Here is a 17,974-nt window from a genome sequence, read left to right as displayed (position 1 = left end):
GTGTACCTAAAACCGCACTCGCCGCCCGCGCCGCGCAGGCCGCAATCTAACAAGCCCGAAAGGAACATAACGTTACAAATAAGGCCGCGCTCCCGGTCAGCGTGGTCCGGCAGTCAGCCGTTGCTTTCCGAGTAGCTACACAAAACGACAACGACTTCCGGAGAGTTCATGCCCCGTTCCATCCGCGCGCTTGCCGCGTGCGCCCTGCTCAGTTCCGTCGCCGCCTGCGTGGTGGCGCCTCAACCCGCGCCGGCACCTCGTCCCAGCCCGCAACAGATCGCGGATCAGCGCCTGCGCCAGGTCGACGGCCGCATCGATAATCTCGGCCGCCGTATCGATAACCGCGTGAATCAGGGTTATTACCCGCCCCCGCAAGGCGGCGCGCTGCATCATCGCCTCGACGTGATCCGTCAGGAAGCGCACGACATGGCCGCGCAACACGGCGGCGGCCTGTCCAGCGAAGAACAGCGCGTGCTGAATCAGGAACTGGACAATGCGGCACACGCCATCGGCGAATAATCGCCGCGCGTTCGGGCTACGGAGCACCAAGAGAGCTGGCATCATAACCCGCGCTTTTTTGACGAACGCCAAAGCGCCGCGTCAGGTGCCATGCCGCTCGCGGGCCTTTATTTGACAAGCCCCCGGCCCTCGCGTACATTCGCCGCACGCGTCGGGAGAGCGTGCTGGCCGCAGAAAACCGCAGGCCGCGCCGCCGAAGGGGCACACCCGCAAACTCTCAGGCAAAAGGACCGACCGCGTCGAAAAACCCGCGTTGAGGCAACATCAAGGCACCGGTTTTTCGCACTCTGGAGAGCGGCAGTAGCCGTCTGCATCGTTCAATCGAGCGGATTGGCAGGCTGCCCACCGAAGGGGCGCGCGTTTCACCGTGACGGATTCACGTTCTCACGGCGACGCAATCTCTCAGGTATCGAGGACAGAGGGGCCATGCAACGCATCGCTCGCAGCCGTCAGGCCGCGAGGCGTAGCGCCGCATGGCCTTTTTTGTTTCGCGAGATGCCCGAGGCCCCATGACCGAACTCAAACACACCCCGCTCAACGCCACCCACCGTGCGCTCAATGCCCGCATGGTCGATTTCGGCGGCTGGGACATGCCCGTCAACTACGGCTCGCAGATCGACGAACATCGCGCCGTGCGCACCGACGCCGGCATGTTCGACGTCTCGCACATGTGCGTGGTCGATTTCACCGGCGAGCGCGTGCGCGCCTTCTTCGAATATGCGCTGGCCAATAACGTCGCCAAGCTGCAAACGCCCGGCCGCGCACTGTACTCCTGCCTGCTGAACCCGAACGGCGGCGTGATCGACGACCTGATCGTCTATTATTTCGGCGAAGATCACTTCCGGGTGGTCGTCAACGCCGGCACCGCCGACAAGGACATCGCCTGGTTCGGCCAGCTCAACGCCGAAGGCGGCTTCGGCCTGACCATCACGCCGCGCCGCGACTACGCGATCGTCGCCGTGCAAGGCCCGAACGCTCGCGAAAAAGTCTGGCAAACCGTGCCGGCTACGCGCGCCGCCACCGAGGCGTTGAAGCCGTTCAACGCCGCCCGTATCGCAGACACGCCGTTCGGTGAATTGACCGTTGCCCGCACCGGCTACACCGGCGAAGACGGCTTTGAAATCATCGTGCCGGCAGATCACGTGGAAGCGCTGTGGAACGCGCTGCTCGCGCAAGGCGTGCGCCCGGCCGGCCTCGGCGCGCGCGACACGCTGCGCCTCGAAGCCGGCATGAACCTGTACGGCCAGGACATGGACGACAACGTCTCGCCGCTCGACGCCGGCCTCGCCTGGACGGTCGACCTCACCTCGCCGCGCGACTTCGTCGGCAAGAGCAAGCTGGAGGCGGGCGGTTCGCAAGCCGCGTTTGTCGGCCTGATCCTGCTGAAGGAAAACGGCAAGGCGGCAGGCGTGCTGCGTGCTCATCAGAAAGTCGTCACACCGCAAGGCGAAGGCGAAATCACCAGCGGCACTTTTTCCCCGACCATGCAGGAATCGATCGCCTTTGCGCGCGTGCCGAAAGGCGTGCAGCCGGGCGACACCGTTCACGTTCAGATTCGTGACAAAAACGTTCCCGCAAGCGTGGTAAAACTGCCGTTCGTGCGCAATGGCAAGGTACTCGCGGTTTAAGCACACCGGCGCGTGCGTAGTCCACTTTTAAGTTATCCCCGAATCACACCGCATAGGAGCATCCGATGAGCATCCCGGCCGATCTGAAATACACCGAATCGCACGAATGGGTCCGTACCGAAGCGGACGGCACGCTGACGGTCGGCATCACCGACCACGCGCAGGAAGCGCTCGGCGATATCGTCTTCTTCGAAGTCCAGGAACTGGGCAAGACCGTGAGCGCGGGCGACACCGTCGCCGTGATCGAATCGGTCAAGGCCGCTTCCGATATCTATGCGCCGGTCTCGGGCGAGATCATCGAAGCGAACACCGCCGTGGCCGACACGCCTGATTCGGTCAACAGCACGCCGTACGAAAGCTGGCTCTTCAAGATCAAGCCGGCCGCGGACGCCGCGCTGGACCGTCTGATCGACGCCGACGCGTACAGCAAGTCGATCGGCGCCTGAGTCACCATTCATTAAAGTCAAACCGTCAGGTGCGGCGGCCGTCAGGCATGGCGCGCCGCACCGCCAGGAACACCCATGAAGCTCGAACACCCGGATCGTCTGATGAACCGCACTCCTCTCTCGCTCGCCGCGCTCGAAGTGCACGACGCCTTCGCCGAACGGCACATCGGCCCGGATTCGGCCGACCAGCAAGCGATGCTCGAAGCCCTCGGCTTCGCGTCGCGCGCCGCGCTGATCGACGCCGTTATTCCGAAGACGATCCGCCGCACCGAAACGCTGCCGCTCGGCCCCTTCGCGCAACCGAAGAGCGAAGCCGAAGCGCTTGCCGCGCTGCGCGAACTCGCGGACAGGAACCAGGTGTTCCGCTCGTACATCGGCCAGGGCTATTACAACGCCCACACGCCGACGGTGATCCTGCGTAACGTGCTGGAAAATCCGGCGTGGTACACCGCGTACACGCCGTACCAGCCAGAAATTTCGCAAGGCCGTCTGGAAGCGCTGCTGAACTTCCAGCAGATGATCGTCGACCTGACCGGTCTCGCGATCTCGAATGCGTCGCTGCTCGACGAAGCCACGGCCGCGGCCGAGGCGATGACGCTGCTGCAACGCATCGGCAAGCCGAAGTCGAACGTGTTCTTCGTGGCCGACGACGTGCTGCCGCAAACCATCGAAGTGGTGAAAACGCGCGCCACGCCGGTCGGCATCGAAGTGAAAGTGGGGCCGGCTGTGGAAGCGGCGAACGCAAATGCGTTCGGTGTACTGTTGCAATACCCGGGCGCGAACGGCGACGTGCGCGACTACCGCGCGCTCACCGAAGCGATCCACGCCGCGGGCGGCCACGTGGTGGTCGCCGCCGACCTGCTCGCGCTGACCGTGCTCACGCCGCCGGGCGAATGGGGCGCGGACGTGGCCGTCGGCAATACGCAGCGCTTCGGCGTGCCGGTCGGCTTCGGCGGCCCGCATGCGGCATATCTGGCCGTGCGCGACGAATTCAAACGCCAGATGCCGGGCCGCCTCGTCGGCGTGACCGTCGACGCGCAAGGCAATCCCGCGCTGCGTCTCGCGCTGCAAACGCGCGAACAACATATCCGCCGCGAGAAGGCCACCTCGAATGTGTGTACCGCGCAAGCGCTGCTCGCGATCATGGCCAGCATGTACGCCGTCTATCACGGCCCGCACGGCCTGAAGACCATCGCACTGCGCGTGAACCGCATCGCCGCGTTGCTCGCGGAAGGCGCGAAGCAACTCGGCTACACGCTCGCCAACGAAACCTTCTTCGACACGCTCACGTTCGAATCCGGCGCGCGCACACAAGCGCTGCACGACGCGGCGCAAGCGAAGCGCATCAACCTGCGCCGCGTAAGCGATACGCAAGTCGGCCTGTCGATCGACGAAACCACCACGCGCCGCGATCTGGCCGATCTGCTCGACGTGTTCGCGCAAGCCGCCGGCACGAAAGACGTGCCGCAAGTCGATACGCTCGACGAAAAGCTCGCCGCGTCGAACACCGCATCCGTGCCGGCCGCGCTCGAACGCACCAGCGCGTATCTCACGCACCATGTGTTCAACCGTCATCATTCGGAAACGGAAATGCTGCGCTATCTGCGCAGTCTGTCGGATAAGGACCTCGCGCTCGACCGCTCCATGATTCCGCTCGGCTCGTGCACGATGAAGCTGAACGCGACCTCGGAGATGCTCCCGGTCACGTGGCCTGAATTCGGCCAGATCCATCCGTTCGCGCCGGCTGAGCAAACCGTCGGCTACCGCGAAATGATCGATCAGCTTGAACAGATGCTTGTCGCGGCCACCGGCTACGCGGCCGTGTCGCTGCAACCGAACGCCGGCTCGCAAGGCGAGTACGCGGGTCTGTTGATCATTCACGCGTATCACGCCTCGCGCGGCGAAGCGCATCGCAACGTCTGCCTGATTCCCGCTTCCGCGCACGGCACGAATCCGGCGTCGGCACAGATGGCCGGCATGCAGGTGGTCGTGGTGGCGTGCGACGCGCAAGGCAACGTCGATATCGAAGACCTGAAGAAGAAAGCCGATCAGCACGCCGACAAACTCGCGGCGATCATGATCACGTATCCGTCCACCCACGGCGTGTTCGAACAGAACGTGCGCGAAATCTGCGAGATCGTCCATGCGCACGGCGGCCAGGTGTATGTGGACGGCGCGAACATGAACGCCATGGTCGGCCTGACCGCGCCTGGCCAGTTCGGCGGCGACGTGTCGCACCTGAATCTGCATAAGACCTTCTGCATTCCGCACGGCGGCGGCGGACCGGGCGTCGGTCCGGTCGCGGTCGGCGCGCACCTCGCGCAATTCCTGCCGAATCAGATCTCGTCGGGCTATGAACGCGCGCCGAACGGCATCGGCGCAGTGTCCGGCGCACCGTACGGCTCGGCGTCGATCCTGCCGATCTCGTGGATGTATATCGCGATGATGGGCGCGAAGAACCTCACCGCCGCCACGGAAACCGCGATCCTCAACGCGAACTATGTCGCGAAGAAGCTCGCGCCGCACTATCCGGTGCTGTATTCGGGCCCGGGCGGACTGGTCGCGCACGAGTGCATTCTCGATCTGCGCCCGATCAAGGAAACCAGCGGCATCACCGTGGACGACGTCGCCAAGCGTCTCGCCGATTACGGCTTTCATGCCCCGACCATGAGCTTCCCGGTGCCGGGCACGCTGATGGTCGAGCCGACCGAATCGGAATCGAAGGAAGAACTCGACCGTTTCATTGAAGCGATGATCGCGATCCGCGAGGAAATCCGCGCAGTCGAAGAAGGCCGCTCGGACCGTGAGGACAATCCGCTGAAGCATGCGCCGCACACCGCGGCGGTGGTCATCGCAAACGACTGGAAGCATGCGTATGCGCGTGAAACCGCGGCATATCCGCTGCCCACACTGATCGCGAAGAAGTACTGGCCGCCGGTCGGCCGCGCGGACAACGTGTACGGCGACCGCAATCTGTTCTGCTCCTGCGTGCCGATCGCCGACTACGAATAAGCGGGATCGCCGCCGCGCATCGCCCCGTTGTCTCGAAAAGAGGCGGCAGGGCGGTGCGTGGTTCTGTCCTCAGTTATCTGTCGCTCCTGGCCGCAAACGGCTAACATCACACACCGAATCAGCCCAACGAGGAGTTTCGCATGGCGCGAAAGGTGCGATCGATGCAAAGCCGGACCGAACCAGGGCGAGCCCCGAGATGGCGGCAAGCCTGCACATTGCTGTTGGCTGGCGCGGCCGTGCTGCTGCCGCTGCGGCAAGCGCAGGCCGCGATGAATTTTTGTGCGGCGCCCGCACTGCAAACCAGCGAACGCACGAACGCCGATCCCGGCGTGAAAGCACTGGTGAGCAACGTGCAGGCCCATCTGAACGACCAGCCGCATGCGCTGGCGAAACTGCATACCGAAGGCACGCTGCCGCACGAAGGCATTTACGACCAGAGCGTGGAAGCGGAGAAAGATCTCGATCTGTTGCGCGACGCCGCGCTCGCCTGGCGCGCCACTAGCGACGACCGGTATCTCAAGCTTGTCGACCGTTTGCTGTTCGCCTGGGTCACGACGTATCAACCGAGCTTCAATCCCATCGACGAAACGCGTTTCGAAGGGTTGATTCTCGCGTACGACATGACGGCGAGCGCGTTGCCCGTGAAGACGCGCAATGCGTCGATGGCGTTCCTCACGAAACTCGCCAATGGTTACATCGGGCAAGTCGACGCGCAGCCGCGGCCGCTCAAAGGCACGTTCAGAAACAACTGGCAGAGCCATCGGGTCAAGCTGATCGCCATGGCCGCATTCACGCTCGATAACCGCAAGATGATCAACGCGGCCCAGCGTCTGTTCGTCGAGCATATCGGCGACAACATCGAGCCCGATGGTTCGACTATCGATTTCACTGAACGCGACGCGCTGCATTACGTCACCTACGATTTACAGCCGCTCGTGACAGCCGCGCTGGCAGCGCGCCGCCATAACCGCAACTGGCTGCCGGAGAAGGGCGCGGACGGCGCCTCGCTGGAAGCGGCGCTGAACTGGCTGGCGCCGTACGCGGCCGGCAACAAGACCCACGAAGAATTCGTGCATTCGAGCGTTCCGTTCGATGCAAAACGTCGCGAGGCCGGCTTGCCCGGCTATTCAGGTCAGTGGGACCCGAAGAACGCGACCGAACTGTTTCACCTGGCGGCGCGCCTCGACGGCCGCTATACGCCGATCGCGCTACAACTCGCACCCACACCGCCTGCCTGGCTCGCCGTGTGTCTGCCGCTGCCGGCGCGATGAACCCACCATCTATCAGCAGGGAGCAGTAAATGGCAGTTAGCGTTTTCGATCTCTTCAAAATCGGCATCGGTCCGTCCAGTTCGCATACGGTCGGGCCGATGCGCGCGGCGCTGATGTTCGCTCAAGGGCTCGAACGCGACGGGCTGCTCGCTGCGAGCGCATCGGTGAAGGCGGAGTTGTACGGCTCACTCGGCGCGACGGGCAAAGGTCACGGCACCGATCGCGGCGTGATGCTTGGCCTGATGGGCGATGCGCCCGACACCGTGAATCCTGACACGATCGCCGAGCGCCTCGACGCCGTGCGTGTGTCCCGCAAGCTGGCGCTGCTCGGCACGCACGAGGTGCCGTTCGTGCAGAAAGATCACATTGCGTTTTATCGTCAGGCGCTGCCCGAGCATCCGAACGGTCTCAAGCTGCGCGCCTACGACGCGCAGGGCGAGACGTTGCGCGAGTCGACCTATCTCTCCGTGGGCGGCGGTTTCGTGGTGACGGCGGGCGCGCCGAACACGAAGGTGCTGAGCGCCGTCGATCAATTGCCGCACGCGTTTCGCAGCGGCAACGAGTTGCTCGCACTGTGCGAATCGACCGGCAAGAGCATCGCCCAGTTGATGTGGGAAAACGAGCGCGTCTGGCATACGGAAGAAGAGACGCGTTCCGGGCTGCTGAAGATCTGGGACGTGATGCAATCGTGTGTCGCACGCGGCTGCGGGATCAACAATCCGGACGCCGACGGCAACTTGCCCGGCCCGTTCCAGGTGAAGCGTCGTGCGCCGCAGCTGTATCGCGCGCTGTCGGGCAATCCTGAGCTGGCGCTGCGCGATCCGCTTTCGATGATCGACTGGATCAATCTCTATGCGATTGCCGTCAACGAAGAAAACGCCGCCGGCGGCCGCGTGGTCACGGCGCCGACCAACGGCGCGGCCGGCATCATCCCGGCGGTGCTGCATTACTACACGCGCTTCATGCCGGGCTCGAATCAGCAAGGCGTGATCGACTTCCTGATGACCGCTGCGGCGATCGGCATACTCTACAAGCTGAACGCGTCGATTTCCGGCGCCGAAGTGGGCTGCCAGGGCGAAGTGGGCGTCGCCTGTTCGATGGCGGCGGGCGCGCTCGCCGCGGTCATGGGCGGCACGCCGCGGCAGGTCGAGAACGCCGCGGAAATCGGCATGGAACACAACCTCGGCCTGACGTGCGACCCGGTCGGCGGCATGGTGCAGATTCCGTGCATCGAGCGCAATGCGATGGCATCGGTCAAGGCCGTCAATGCGGCGCGCATGGCCTTGCGCGGCGATGGCAGCCATTATGTGTCGCTCGACTCGGTGATCAAGACCATGCGCGAGACCGGCGCGGATATGAAGACCAAGTACAAGGAAACGTCGCGCGGCGGCCTGGCGGTGAATATCGTCGAGTGCTGAGTCCCGCGCTTCACGGCGCATGACTGCAAGGACGCGGGCTATCGGGCCCGCGTTTTCATTTGCGCGGCGCGTTATGCGCGAGCGCTCCGGTTGCGCTGCGCCGTGACAGCGCACGCGCTGCCGGCGTAAGCTGTCGAAGCGCCACGTCGGCCAGCGTCCGGTCGAAGCGGCTTCATCAGATCGCACTCACGCACTGCCTGGAGGCTTCATCGCAATGTCGCTGCCGAATGCTCCCGTTTCCGTTTCCGGTTCCGCCGCCGCCCAAACCACCGGCGCGCGGCTCGTGGTCGACGCTTTGCTGACGCACGGTGTCGAACGTGTTTTCTGCGTGCCTGGCGAAAGTTTTCTCGCCGTGCTGGATTCACTGCACGATGAAACCGAACGCATCCAGACCATTGTTTGCCGTCACGAAGCGGCCGCGGCGAATATGGCGGAGGCCGTCGGCAAATTGACCGGCCGGCCTGGCGTCGCACTCGTGACACGCGGGCCGGGCGCCACGCACGCGTCGATCGGTGTGCACACCGCGTTTCAGGATTCCACACCGATGATCCTGCTGATCGGCCAATGCGCACGCGAGCATCTCGACCGCGAGGCGTTTCAGGAGATCGACTACCGGCGCATGTTCGGCCAGATGGCGAAATGGGTCGCGCAAATCGACGATCCCAAACGCATTCCCGAATATCTCAGCCACGCGTTTCACACGGCGACATCCGGTCGGCCTGGACCCGTCGTGTTGTCGTTGCCGGAAGACGTGCTGAGCGACGCATGCGAGGTCGTGGCCGGCGCGCCGGCGTATCAGCGCGTCGCGGCGTCGCCGTCGGCGGCGCAGATCGAGAAGTTGCGCGTGTTGCTCGAAAGCGCCAAGCGGCCCATGGTGATCGCCGGCGGCAGCGGCTGGACGCCTGCTGCGTGCGCGGACTTTCAACGCTTCGTCGAAAACTGGCAACTGCCGGTCGGCCTCGCGTTCCGCTTTCAGGACACGCTCGACAACGAGCATCCGAACTATGCCGGCGACGTCGGCCTCGGTATCAATCCGGCGCTGGCGCAGCGTATCCGCGACGCCGACGTGTTGCTCGCCATCGGACCGCGTTTAGGCGAAGCGACGACCAATGGCTACACGTTGCTCGACATTCCGAAGACCAAACAAACCCTCGTGCACGTGCATCAAGGCGCGGAGGAATTGGGCCGCGTGTATGCGGCGGATCTGCCGATCGTCTCCGGCATGCCGGAGCTCGCCTCGCTGCTGGCGGCGTTGGCGCCTCCGTCCGACAGGCTCGCGTGGTCGGGCGCGGCAGAAGAGGCGCATCGCGCGTATCTCGAGTGGCGCAAACCACGTCAGATTCCGGGCGACGTGCAGATGGGCGAAGTAATCCAGCAGCTGCGCGCGCATCTGCCGGACGACGCGATTCTCACCAACGGTGCGGGCAATTACGCGACCTGGTTGCATCGGCACTTTTCGTATCGCCATTACCGTTCGCAGCTCGCGCCGACGAGCGGGGCGATGGGTTACGGCGTGCCGGCGGCGATCGCGGCGAAGTCGATGTATCCGCAACGCGCTGTCGTCGCGCTGGCCGGGGACGGCTGCTTCATGATGGCCGCGCAAGAACTCGCGACGGCGATGCAGTACGACCTGCACGTGCTCTTCATCGTGGTGAATAACAGCCACTTCGGCACGATCAGGATGCATCAGGAGCGGCATTATCCGAATCGCGTGCACGGCACCGGACTCACGAATCCCGATTTCGCGGCGTTCGCGCGTTCGTTCGGCGCGCATGGCGAGACGGTGGAGCGGACCGAGGATTTCCTGCCTGCGCTAAAGCGCTCGATGGACGCGAAGCGCGCGGCGGTGATCGAGATCCGCATGCCGCAGGAAGCGAGCACGCCAGGAGCGACGCTGGAGCAGATTCGCGAGCAGGGGAGGAAGCTGCGAGGGGAGTGACTGAGTTGCCGCGCGGTCGCCGCCTATCGGCACATATAGCGAAGCGGTAAACAAAAAGCCCTGTGGTTAGGAAAACCACAGGGCTTTTTTGAGTCCGGCGCTGCGTCATACCATCACGCCGCAGCCGGATGCCAAGGCAGCTCGGCTGCTTACTTGCCGCCCACGCTTTGCAGCGTCGTCCACTTGCCGTCGACAACCTTGTACAGCGTGATGCCGCCGTTCTTCAGGTCGCCCTTGCTGTCGTATGCGAGGTTCGACGACGTCACTGCCGGCATCGACGTCTTCGCCAGCATCGGCAGGTACTTGGCCGGATCGGTCGAGTTCGCCTTCTTCATGGCGTCGAACATGGCCATTGCGCCGTCATAAGCGTACGGCGAGTACGTTTGCACGTCTTCGTTGAAACGCTTCTTGTACTTCGCGACGTAGTCCTTGCCGCCCGGCATTTCTTCCAGCGGCAGACCGGCGAGCGAGGCCACCGTGCCGTTCGCCGCGTCACCCGCGATCTGGATGAACGTCGGCGTGTGGACCATTTCGCCGCCCATCAGCGGCGCCTTGATGCCCAGTGCCTTCATTTGCTTGACCATCGGTGCCGCTTGCGAATCCGCGCCGCCGTAATAGATCAGGTCCGGCTGAACCGCCTTCAGCTTGGTCAGGATCGACTTGAAGTCGACGGCCTTGTCGTTCGTGTATTCACGGTCGACGATCTGGCCGCCCGCCGCCTTCGCCGCCTTTTCGAACTGATCGGCCAGACCCTGGCCGTAAGCCGTGCGGTCGTCGACGATCACGATCTTCTTCATGCCCAGGGTCTTCACCGCGAACGTGCCGGCAACCGAACCTTGCTGCGTGTCTGACGTCATCATGCGGAAGGTGGTCTTGAAGCCTTGTTGCGTGTATTCCGGCGCCGTCGCCATGGCGATTTCGGGGATGCCAGCGTTCGCGTAAATGCGCGAAGCCGGAATCGTGGTGCCCGAGTTGAAGTGGCCGAGCATGCCCTTGATGCCGTCATCCACCAGCTTTTGCGCAACGGTCGTGCCGGTGCGCGGGTCGGCCTGGTCGTCGGCCGAATCCAGCACGAAGCGAACCTGCTTGCCGCCGATCACCGGCTTGGTCGCGTTCATGTCTTCCACTGCCAGCGTGATGCCGTTCTGGAAGTCCTTGCCGTAGTGCGCCTGCGCGCCAGTCATCGGGCCGGCAAAGCCGACCTTCACATCTTCCGTCGATTGAGCGTTGGCCGTCCCCGCCAGCGACATCGCCGCAACCAGTGCGGCGCCTGCCAGCTGTTTCATCTTGTGTTGCATAGCTTCTCCTTGGTACCAGGTGTGGATGGAGCGGTTTCGGGGTCGCCGTACCGCTTCCGTTTTATTGAGAAATCGCCGAGGTTCGCTCAACCGATCGTCATCAAATTCGCATTACCGCCCGCTGCTGCCGTATTCACGCTGACCGAGCGTTCCGTCAACAGACGCTCCAGCGCGTAGTCCTCATCGCCGCTTTCCAGCGCGCGCGCCGCGACGCCCTGCACCGACACGATCGGGCCCGCACGCTTCGCGACTTCCTTCACCAGCGCCAGCAATTCGTCGCTATCGCCTTCGAACAGCACGGCGTCGAACGGCGTATCGGCGTTCTTCTTCACGCTTGCGTGCGACTTCAGCGAGGCGGGCAATTGCGACACCAATTGTTCACCGGCCGCGCCTTCGAACAACGCGCGATTTCCCGTAGCCAGCGCCGCGGCAAACTGCACGCGCGCACCGCTCGCCGTCGACGCCATACACAGCACCGTGCCGCGCGCGCCCAGCGTATATGTGTTGCGCTCGCCGGTCGGTCCCGACAATACCGCCGTGGCGCCTGCCGGCACATGCGACAGATAGCCGTCGCAGCGCGCGGCCAGTTGCGGCTCGCGTTCGGTGATCAGCCAGTCGCGGTAAGCCGTCAACGCGGCGGTCGGATTGTCGCCGTTTTCGGCAGCGCGCGGTGCATCCGCGATCAACGCCTGCGCGAGCGACTTCGGCAAACCTGCCGGACGCGTGGCGAGGAGCCGCTGCAGATACAGCGCGCCGCCCGCTTTCGGACCCGTGCCCGACAAACCTTCCCCGCCGAACGGCTGAACACCCACCACCGCGCCGATCACGTTACGGTTCACGTAGATGTTGCCCACGTGCGCGCGGCTGATCACATGGGCGATCGTTTCGTCGATCCGCGTATGGATGCCGAGCGTCAGGCCGTAGCCGGTCGCGCGGATCTGCTCGAGCAGCTTGTCCAGCTGGCTGCGGCGGTAACGCACCACGTGCAGCACCGGACCGAACACTTCACGCTTCAGTTCGTCGATGCTGTCGAGCTCGATCAGCGTCGGCGCAACGAAGGTGCCTTGCGCGCAACCGTCCGGCATTGGCAGTTGTTCGACCTTGCGGCCCTTCTCGCGCATCGCCGCGATGTGCGCGTCGATACCGCGCTTCGCGTCGAGATCGATCACCGGACCGACGTCGATCGACAGGCGGTCCGGATTGCCCACGGCCAGTTCGCGCATCGCGCCGGTCAGCATCTCCAACGTGCGGTCCGCAACGTCGTCCTGCAGACAAAGAACGCGCAGCGCGGAACACCGTTGACCGGCGGAGTCGAACGACGATTGCAGCACGTCCGCCACCACCTGTTCGGCGAGCGCCGACGAGTCGACGATCATCGCATTCTGACCACCGGTTTCGGCGATCAGCGGAATCGGCTTGCCGTCCGGGTCGAGCCGGCTCGACAGCGTCTTGTTGATCAGGCGCGCGACTTCGGTCGAGCCGGTAAACATCACCGCGCGGGTGCGCGGGTCGGCGACCAGCGCAGCGCCGACCGTTTCACCGTTGCCCGGCAGCAGTTGCACCGCGCCCGCCGGCACGCCGGCTTCGCGCAGAATGCGCACGGCTTGCGCGGCGATCAGCGGCGTCTGTTCGGCCGGCTTCGCGAGCACGGTGTTGCCGGCGGCGAGCGCCGCGGCTACCTGGCCCATGAAAATCGCCAGCGGGAAATTCCACGGGCTGATACACACCACCGGACCGAGCGGACGATGCGTGTCGTTGGAAAACTCGTCGCGAATCTGCGTGGAGTAGTAACGCAGGAAGTCGATCGCTTCGCGGATTTCCGCGACAGCGTTCGCCAGCGACTTGCCGGCTTCACGCACCACGAGGCCCATCAGCGTATGCATCTGCGCTTCGAGCAGATCGGCGGCACGCGCGAGGCAATCGGCGCGCGCATCGACCGGCGTGGCTTGCCAGATCGGCGCGGCGGCCACCGCGTGTGCCAAAGCGGCGCTCACGTGCTCCGGCGTCGCTTCGACGACCGTGCCGACGAGGTCGCGATGATCGGCCGGATTGCGCACGTCGCGCGCGAGGCCCACCGCGATTTCGTTGTCTTCGAGCATCGGCGCGGCGCGCCACGGATGGTGCGCGCTCGCCAGCAATGCCGACGACAGCGACGCCAGACGATGCTCGTTCGACAGATCGAGACCCATCGAATTGAGGCGCTCCGAACCGTACAGATTGCGCGGCAGCGGAATCTTCGCGTGCGGCGCGCCGAGCGGGACGATCTTCGAGGCTTCGTCGACCGGGTCGGCGATCAGGTCCTTGATCGCGACGGTTTCATCGGCAATACGATTCACGAACGACGTGTTGGCACCGTTTTCCAGCAGACGGCGCACGAGGTACGCGAGCAGCGTTTCATGCGTGCCGACCGGCGCGTACACACGGCACGGACGGTTCAGCTTGTCACGGCCGGTGACTTCTTCGTACAGCGGTTCGCCCATGCCGTGCAGACACTGGAACTCGTACTGGCCGGGGTAGTAGTTGTTGCCCGCGAGGTGATAGATCGCCGACAACGTGTGCGCGTTGTGCGTGGCGAATTGCGGATAGACCGCATCCGGCGCACTAAGCAGCTTCTTCGCGCAGGCGAGGTACGACACGTCCGTATAGATCTTGCGTGTGTACACCGGATAGCCTTCCAGGCCGTCCACTTGCGCGCGCTTGATTTCGGTGTCCCAGTACGCGCCCTTCACGAGGCGCACCATGATGCGGTGACGGCTGCGGCGCGCCAGATCGATCAGGTATTCGATCACGAACGGGCAGCGCTTCTGATACGCCTGCACCACGAAGCCGATACCGTTCCAGCCGGCCAGCTCCGGATCGAAGCACAGCGCTTCGAGCAGATCGAGCGAGATTTCGAGGCGATCGGCTTCTTCGGCGTCGATGTTCAGGCCGATGTCGTAGCGGCGCGCCAGGATCGCGAGCGAGCGCACGCGCGGCAGCAGTTCGCTCATCGTGCGCTCCTGCTGCGAACGCGAGTAGCGTGCGTGCAGCGCGGAGAGCTTGATCGAGATGCCCGGGCCTTCGTAGATGCCGCGGCCGCCGGCGGCCTTGCCGATTGCGTGGATCGCCTGTTCGTACGACGCGTAGTAGCGCTGTGCGTCGGCTTCGGTGGTGGCCGCTTCGCCGAGCATGTCGTACGAGTAGCGGAAGCCGCGGGCTTCGTATTTGCGGCTGTTGGCGAGCGCCTCGGAGATGTTCTCACCCGTGACGAACTGCTCGCCCATCAGGCGCATCGCCATGTCCACGCCCTTGCGGATCAGCGGCTCGCCGCCCTTGCCGATCAGACGCGTGAGCGCCGACGAAAGGCTCGTTTCGCTATTGGTCGTCACCAGCTTACCGGTGATCATCAAGCCCCAGGTCGCGGCGTTGACGAACAGCGACGGCGCCTGGCCGACGTGCGATTTCCAGTCGCCCTTGCTGATCTTGTCGCGGATCAGCGCGTCACGCGTGGCGCGGTCGGGAATGCGCAGCAAGGCTTCAGCGAGACACATCAGCGCCACGCCTTCCTGGCTCGACAGCGAGAACTCGTGGATCAGACCTTCGACGCCACCACCCTTGCTCTTGGTGCGTAGCGTTTCGACGAGCTTGCCGGCCATGGCCTGCACGTCGCCCGCGAGGTTGGCGGGCAAGCGCGCCTGGCCCAGCAGGAACGGCACGCATTCCGGCTCGGGACGACGATATGCCGCCGTGATCGCGGCGCGCAGCACCGATTGCGGTTGCACGTTCTGCGCGAATTCCAGGAACGGATGCGAGGCACCGTCTTCCTCGTGCTCGACGGCGCTGCCGTCGGTCAGATCGGCCGAGCCCGCCACGCCCGACAGCTCGGGCGGCAACTGGCCGTGCTCGATCTTTTCGAGGTAAGCAAAAATGGCCTGCTTGATGAGCCAGTGCGGAGTGCGTTCGAGACGGGTAGCGGCATCTTTCAGCCGGGAACGCAGGAGGTCGTCGACCTTGACGCCAAGGGTGGTGCTAGCCATGTTTCCTTCTTCGGATACCAGACGAACGTGCTGGCAAAAGACTAAAAGTTGAGCGAATCGTACGCCTCCCAATAAAAAGGTGCAACCATGCCGGGTGCATGGTTGCACCTTGCGGGGAGCCTTATGGGACGGGGGTTTTCGCGCCATGGCGCCGCGCGGGAGGACGCCGGTTGCGATCAGTACTTTCCCTGGCGTGATTCTTTTTGCATTTACCCTTATCAGAACGGGTCGGCGCGCCGTTATACGGAACATAGCGGCGCGCGGCCTTTCTGGCACGCACAAAAAAACGGTACGGGGTTTTAGAGGACAGGCGAAATGGAAAAATGGCTGGTGGTAGTAGGCATCTGGGCAATGTGCGCGACTTGCGCGGTGCTGTTCATCCGTGGCGCGACAAGCGGCCCAGGCAGGCGCGAGGCGGCCGACGAGCGCACGCCCGCGGCTTCGCGTGCATCCGCGCGGGATCCGCGGACCGCGTTGAATGATTGAGCGGTGATGTCCGGCGTGGCGTGGCGAAGTTAGCCAGGCCGCTGTCCGGCTGAGCCAGCAGAAGACGGGCGCGACGCCCGGTTTGCCGCCACGGCGACGCGCAGCCCGCGTGTCACTTCCGCAGAACCGGCTCGAACCGCGGACAGGCGTCGCCGGGCGAAACGAGCTGGTCGTGCAGGCGGCAAAGCCGGCTGTCCGCGACGCTCGCGCCAAATGCGGAACCGAACACCGCGAGGCCAGGAATGCTCTGCTCCAACGCGTCCCGACTCTCAGCGCGATACCGGCAGCCGGCGCAGCACGGCGCGCACGCTTCGTCGCGTGCGTCAGCCGTGCTGGCGCAGCGTAGCGCGCCGCTCGTCATGAGCCCTGCCCCACGCTATTCCAGTACGGTGCGAACACGTGCGCGGACAGCGCGTAGCCGATGGCGATATTGACCACCACGCCCACCGTAAAGGCGAGGAACGGCCTCAAGCCGGTGGCGCTCAGCGCGCGCAAGCGCGTGGTCAGCCCGATGCTCAGGAAGCAGAAGGTGAACGCCCAGGTGCGCATCGCGGTGATCGGCGCGACGAATTCGGGTGTCACGACCTTGCGGTAATCGGCCAGCGAATAGTGGCTGGCAACCCACGTCACCAGCGCGGAAGCGATCACGAAGCCGACGACGAACTTCGGAAAGCGCGCCCAGATCTCGCCCGCGCGCGGCTTGGCTTTGACGCCGCTGTCCTGCGTTTCCCAGCGAGTCGTGGCGACGATCGCCAGCACGAACGCCCAGATGCCGATCCAGATATCGCGGCCGACCACTTTCATCAGCGTGAACGCCTGTAGCGACGCCTCGGGCGCGCCCGCAATCGCCCCACCCGCGTGTCTGGCGAAGTCGCCATAAGCTTGCGCTGCCGCGATCCCGGCGGCGTCGGCGAATTCGGAGGTGCCGATCCATGCGCCGGCGACCGCGGTCGACAGTCCGAGCGAGCGCGACGCGAACGGCAGCACGAAGATCATGACGATCGCCCATAGCACCACCAGCGTGATCGCCACCGAAGCCTGTTCGCGCTTGGCGCGCACCGCGCCGGCAATCGCGATCGCCGCCGAGACGCCGCATACCGCGCCTCCGACCCCGAGCACGGCGGCAAAGCGCCGGTCGAGCCCGAACGCCTTCGCAGCAAAAAAGATCACGAAGAACGTGACGAGCGAGACGATGCTCGCCTGCCCGACCGCCACCGGTCCGGCCCACACCAGCAGCGTGAACGGCAACGTCGCGCCGAGCAGCACGATACCGACCTTGATATAGAACTCGACGCGCAAGCCCGCGGAAAACCATTCGGGCAGCGTGAACATATTCGAGGTCAGCAGGCCGAGCGCCAGTGCGACGAGCGGCGGCTCGAGGTTGTACTTCGACGCGTTGACCCACGCGCCCAGTGTGAAGATCAGCGCCGACGCGATGAACAGGATCAGGAACGACCCGAGGAAAGCGCCGACCCGTTGCTTGAGCGCTGCGAGGCTCACGCCGAACAGCGATGCGAACACGACAAAGAGCGCAGCATAGTTCGGCAAATGCTTGCCCATGTCCTGCGCGGTCTGCCCCAAGCTCGACCATTTGGCTGGCGCAACCGCAAGCCACTTGATGCTGCTGCCCGACGCGAACAGGGCCCAGGCAATCACCACCACCAGCAGGCCGACCCAGACCGCCCACCAGTCTTCCGTCGAAAAAAGTCCGCCACCGTGCGTGCTTTGCCGGTTCGCCGGCGCCGCGCCGGTTGGTAGCGTTTGATTGGTATCGCTCATCGCCATGCCCCCGAGAGAGTTGAGGTGCGTCGGCGCCGGATTGTTGGAGTTTTGCTGGAATATGCGCCGATTCGGCGAAATATAGGCGAGCGGCGTCGCAAAACGAAACGACCATTCGCTCTATGAATATGACCGAAAGGAGTAACGGCGTGGCCGGCCTGG

Annotated in this window: 10 protein-coding genes and 2 riboswitches; of the genes, 7 read left to right on the top strand and 3 right to left on the bottom strand. The window is 64.4% G+C overall.

The annotated features are described in order from the left end of the window. Positions 1-168: 168 nt before the first annotated feature. The 7 genes from CJU94_RS05805 (at position 169) to CJU94_RS05775 (ending at position 10,233) form a co-directional block, all read left to right on the top strand. A complete protein-coding gene (locus CJU94_RS05805) occupies positions 169-519 on the top strand; it encodes a hypothetical protein (protein ID WP_095417903.1) in 351 nt (116 codons plus the stop codon). A 142-nt stretch (positions 520-661) separates the two neighbouring features. Beyond that, positions 662-762, top strand: a riboswitch (glycine riboswitch). Between the two features lie 34 nt (positions 763-796). Continuing rightward, positions 797-948: riboswitch (glycine riboswitch) on the top strand. Between the two features lie 80 nt (positions 949-1,028). Further along, positions 1,029-2,147 (top strand): glycine cleavage system aminomethyltransferase GcvT, encoded by a 1,119-nt coding sequence (gene gcvT, locus CJU94_RS05800; protein ID WP_095417902.1) that lies wholly within the window; start codon positions 1,029-1,031, stop codon positions 2,145-2,147. A gap of 65 nt (positions 2,148-2,212) precedes the next feature. Beyond that, on the top strand, positions 2,213-2,593 hold the full coding sequence (gene gcvH, locus CJU94_RS05795) for a glycine cleavage system protein GcvH (protein WP_095417901.1): 381 nt from the start codon (positions 2,213-2,215) through the stop codon (positions 2,591-2,593). A gap of 75 nt (positions 2,594-2,668) precedes the next feature. Continuing rightward, the gene (gcvP, locus tag CJU94_RS05790) at positions 2,669-5,605 is read left to right on the top strand and encodes an aminomethyl-transferring glycine dehydrogenase (protein ID WP_095417900.1); all 2,937 of its coding nucleotides are present in this window, start codon (positions 2,669-2,671) and stop codon (positions 5,603-5,605) included. 140 nt (positions 5,606-5,745) lie between these two features. Continuing rightward, the gene (locus CJU94_RS05785) at positions 5,746-6,876 is read left to right on the top strand and encodes an alginate lyase family protein (RefSeq protein WP_095417899.1); all 1,131 of its coding nucleotides are present in this window, start codon (positions 5,746-5,748) and stop codon (positions 6,874-6,876) included. Between the two features lie 29 nt (positions 6,877-6,905). Continuing rightward, complete coding sequence (locus CJU94_RS05780; RefSeq protein WP_095417898.1) at positions 6,906-8,294, top strand: L-serine ammonia-lyase; 1,389 nt, start codon at positions 6,906-6,908, stop codon at positions 8,292-8,294. Positions 8,295-8,508: 214 nt separating this feature from the next. Further along, positions 8,509-10,233 carry a thiamine pyrophosphate-binding protein gene (locus tag CJU94_RS05775; RefSeq protein WP_095417897.1) on the top strand — a complete coding sequence of 575 codons (1,725 nt, stop codon included), beginning with the start codon at positions 8,509-8,511 and terminating at the stop codon, positions 10,231-10,233. A 149-nt stretch (positions 10,234-10,382) separates the two neighbouring features. Here the strand turns inward: CJU94_RS05775 and CJU94_RS05770 are convergent, their stop codons facing one another. The 3 genes from CJU94_RS05770 to CJU94_RS05755 all read right to left on the bottom strand — a co-directional run bounded on the left by CJU94_RS05770 (position 10,383) and on the right by CJU94_RS05755 (position 17,812). After that, entirely contained in the window at positions 10,383-11,531 is a 1,149-nt protein-coding gene (locus CJU94_RS05770; RefSeq protein ID WP_091797879.1) for a branched-chain amino acid ABC transporter substrate-binding protein, read from the bottom strand. A gap of 86 nt (positions 11,532-11,617) precedes the next feature. Continuing rightward, entirely contained in the window at positions 11,618-15,547 is a 3,930-nt protein-coding gene (putA, locus tag CJU94_RS05765) for a trifunctional transcriptional regulator/proline dehydrogenase/L-glutamate gamma-semialdehyde dehydrogenase (protein WP_095417896.1), read from the bottom strand. 843 nt (positions 15,548-16,390) lie between these two features. Further along, positions 16,391-17,812: a YeiH family protein gene (locus tag CJU94_RS05755; RefSeq protein WP_095420234.1), complete on the bottom strand. Its 1,422-nt coding sequence runs from the start codon at positions 17,810-17,812 to the stop codon at positions 16,391-16,393. Positions 17,813-17,974: the final 162 nt, after the last annotated feature.

The sequence above is a fragment of the Paraburkholderia aromaticivorans genome (assembly GCF_002278075.1).
GTDB lineage: Bacteria > Pseudomonadota > Gammaproteobacteria > Burkholderiales > Burkholderiaceae > Paraburkholderia > Paraburkholderia aromaticivorans.
Note: the sequence above shows the minus strand (reverse complement) of the source record. Positions and strands in the feature narration are given on the sequence as shown.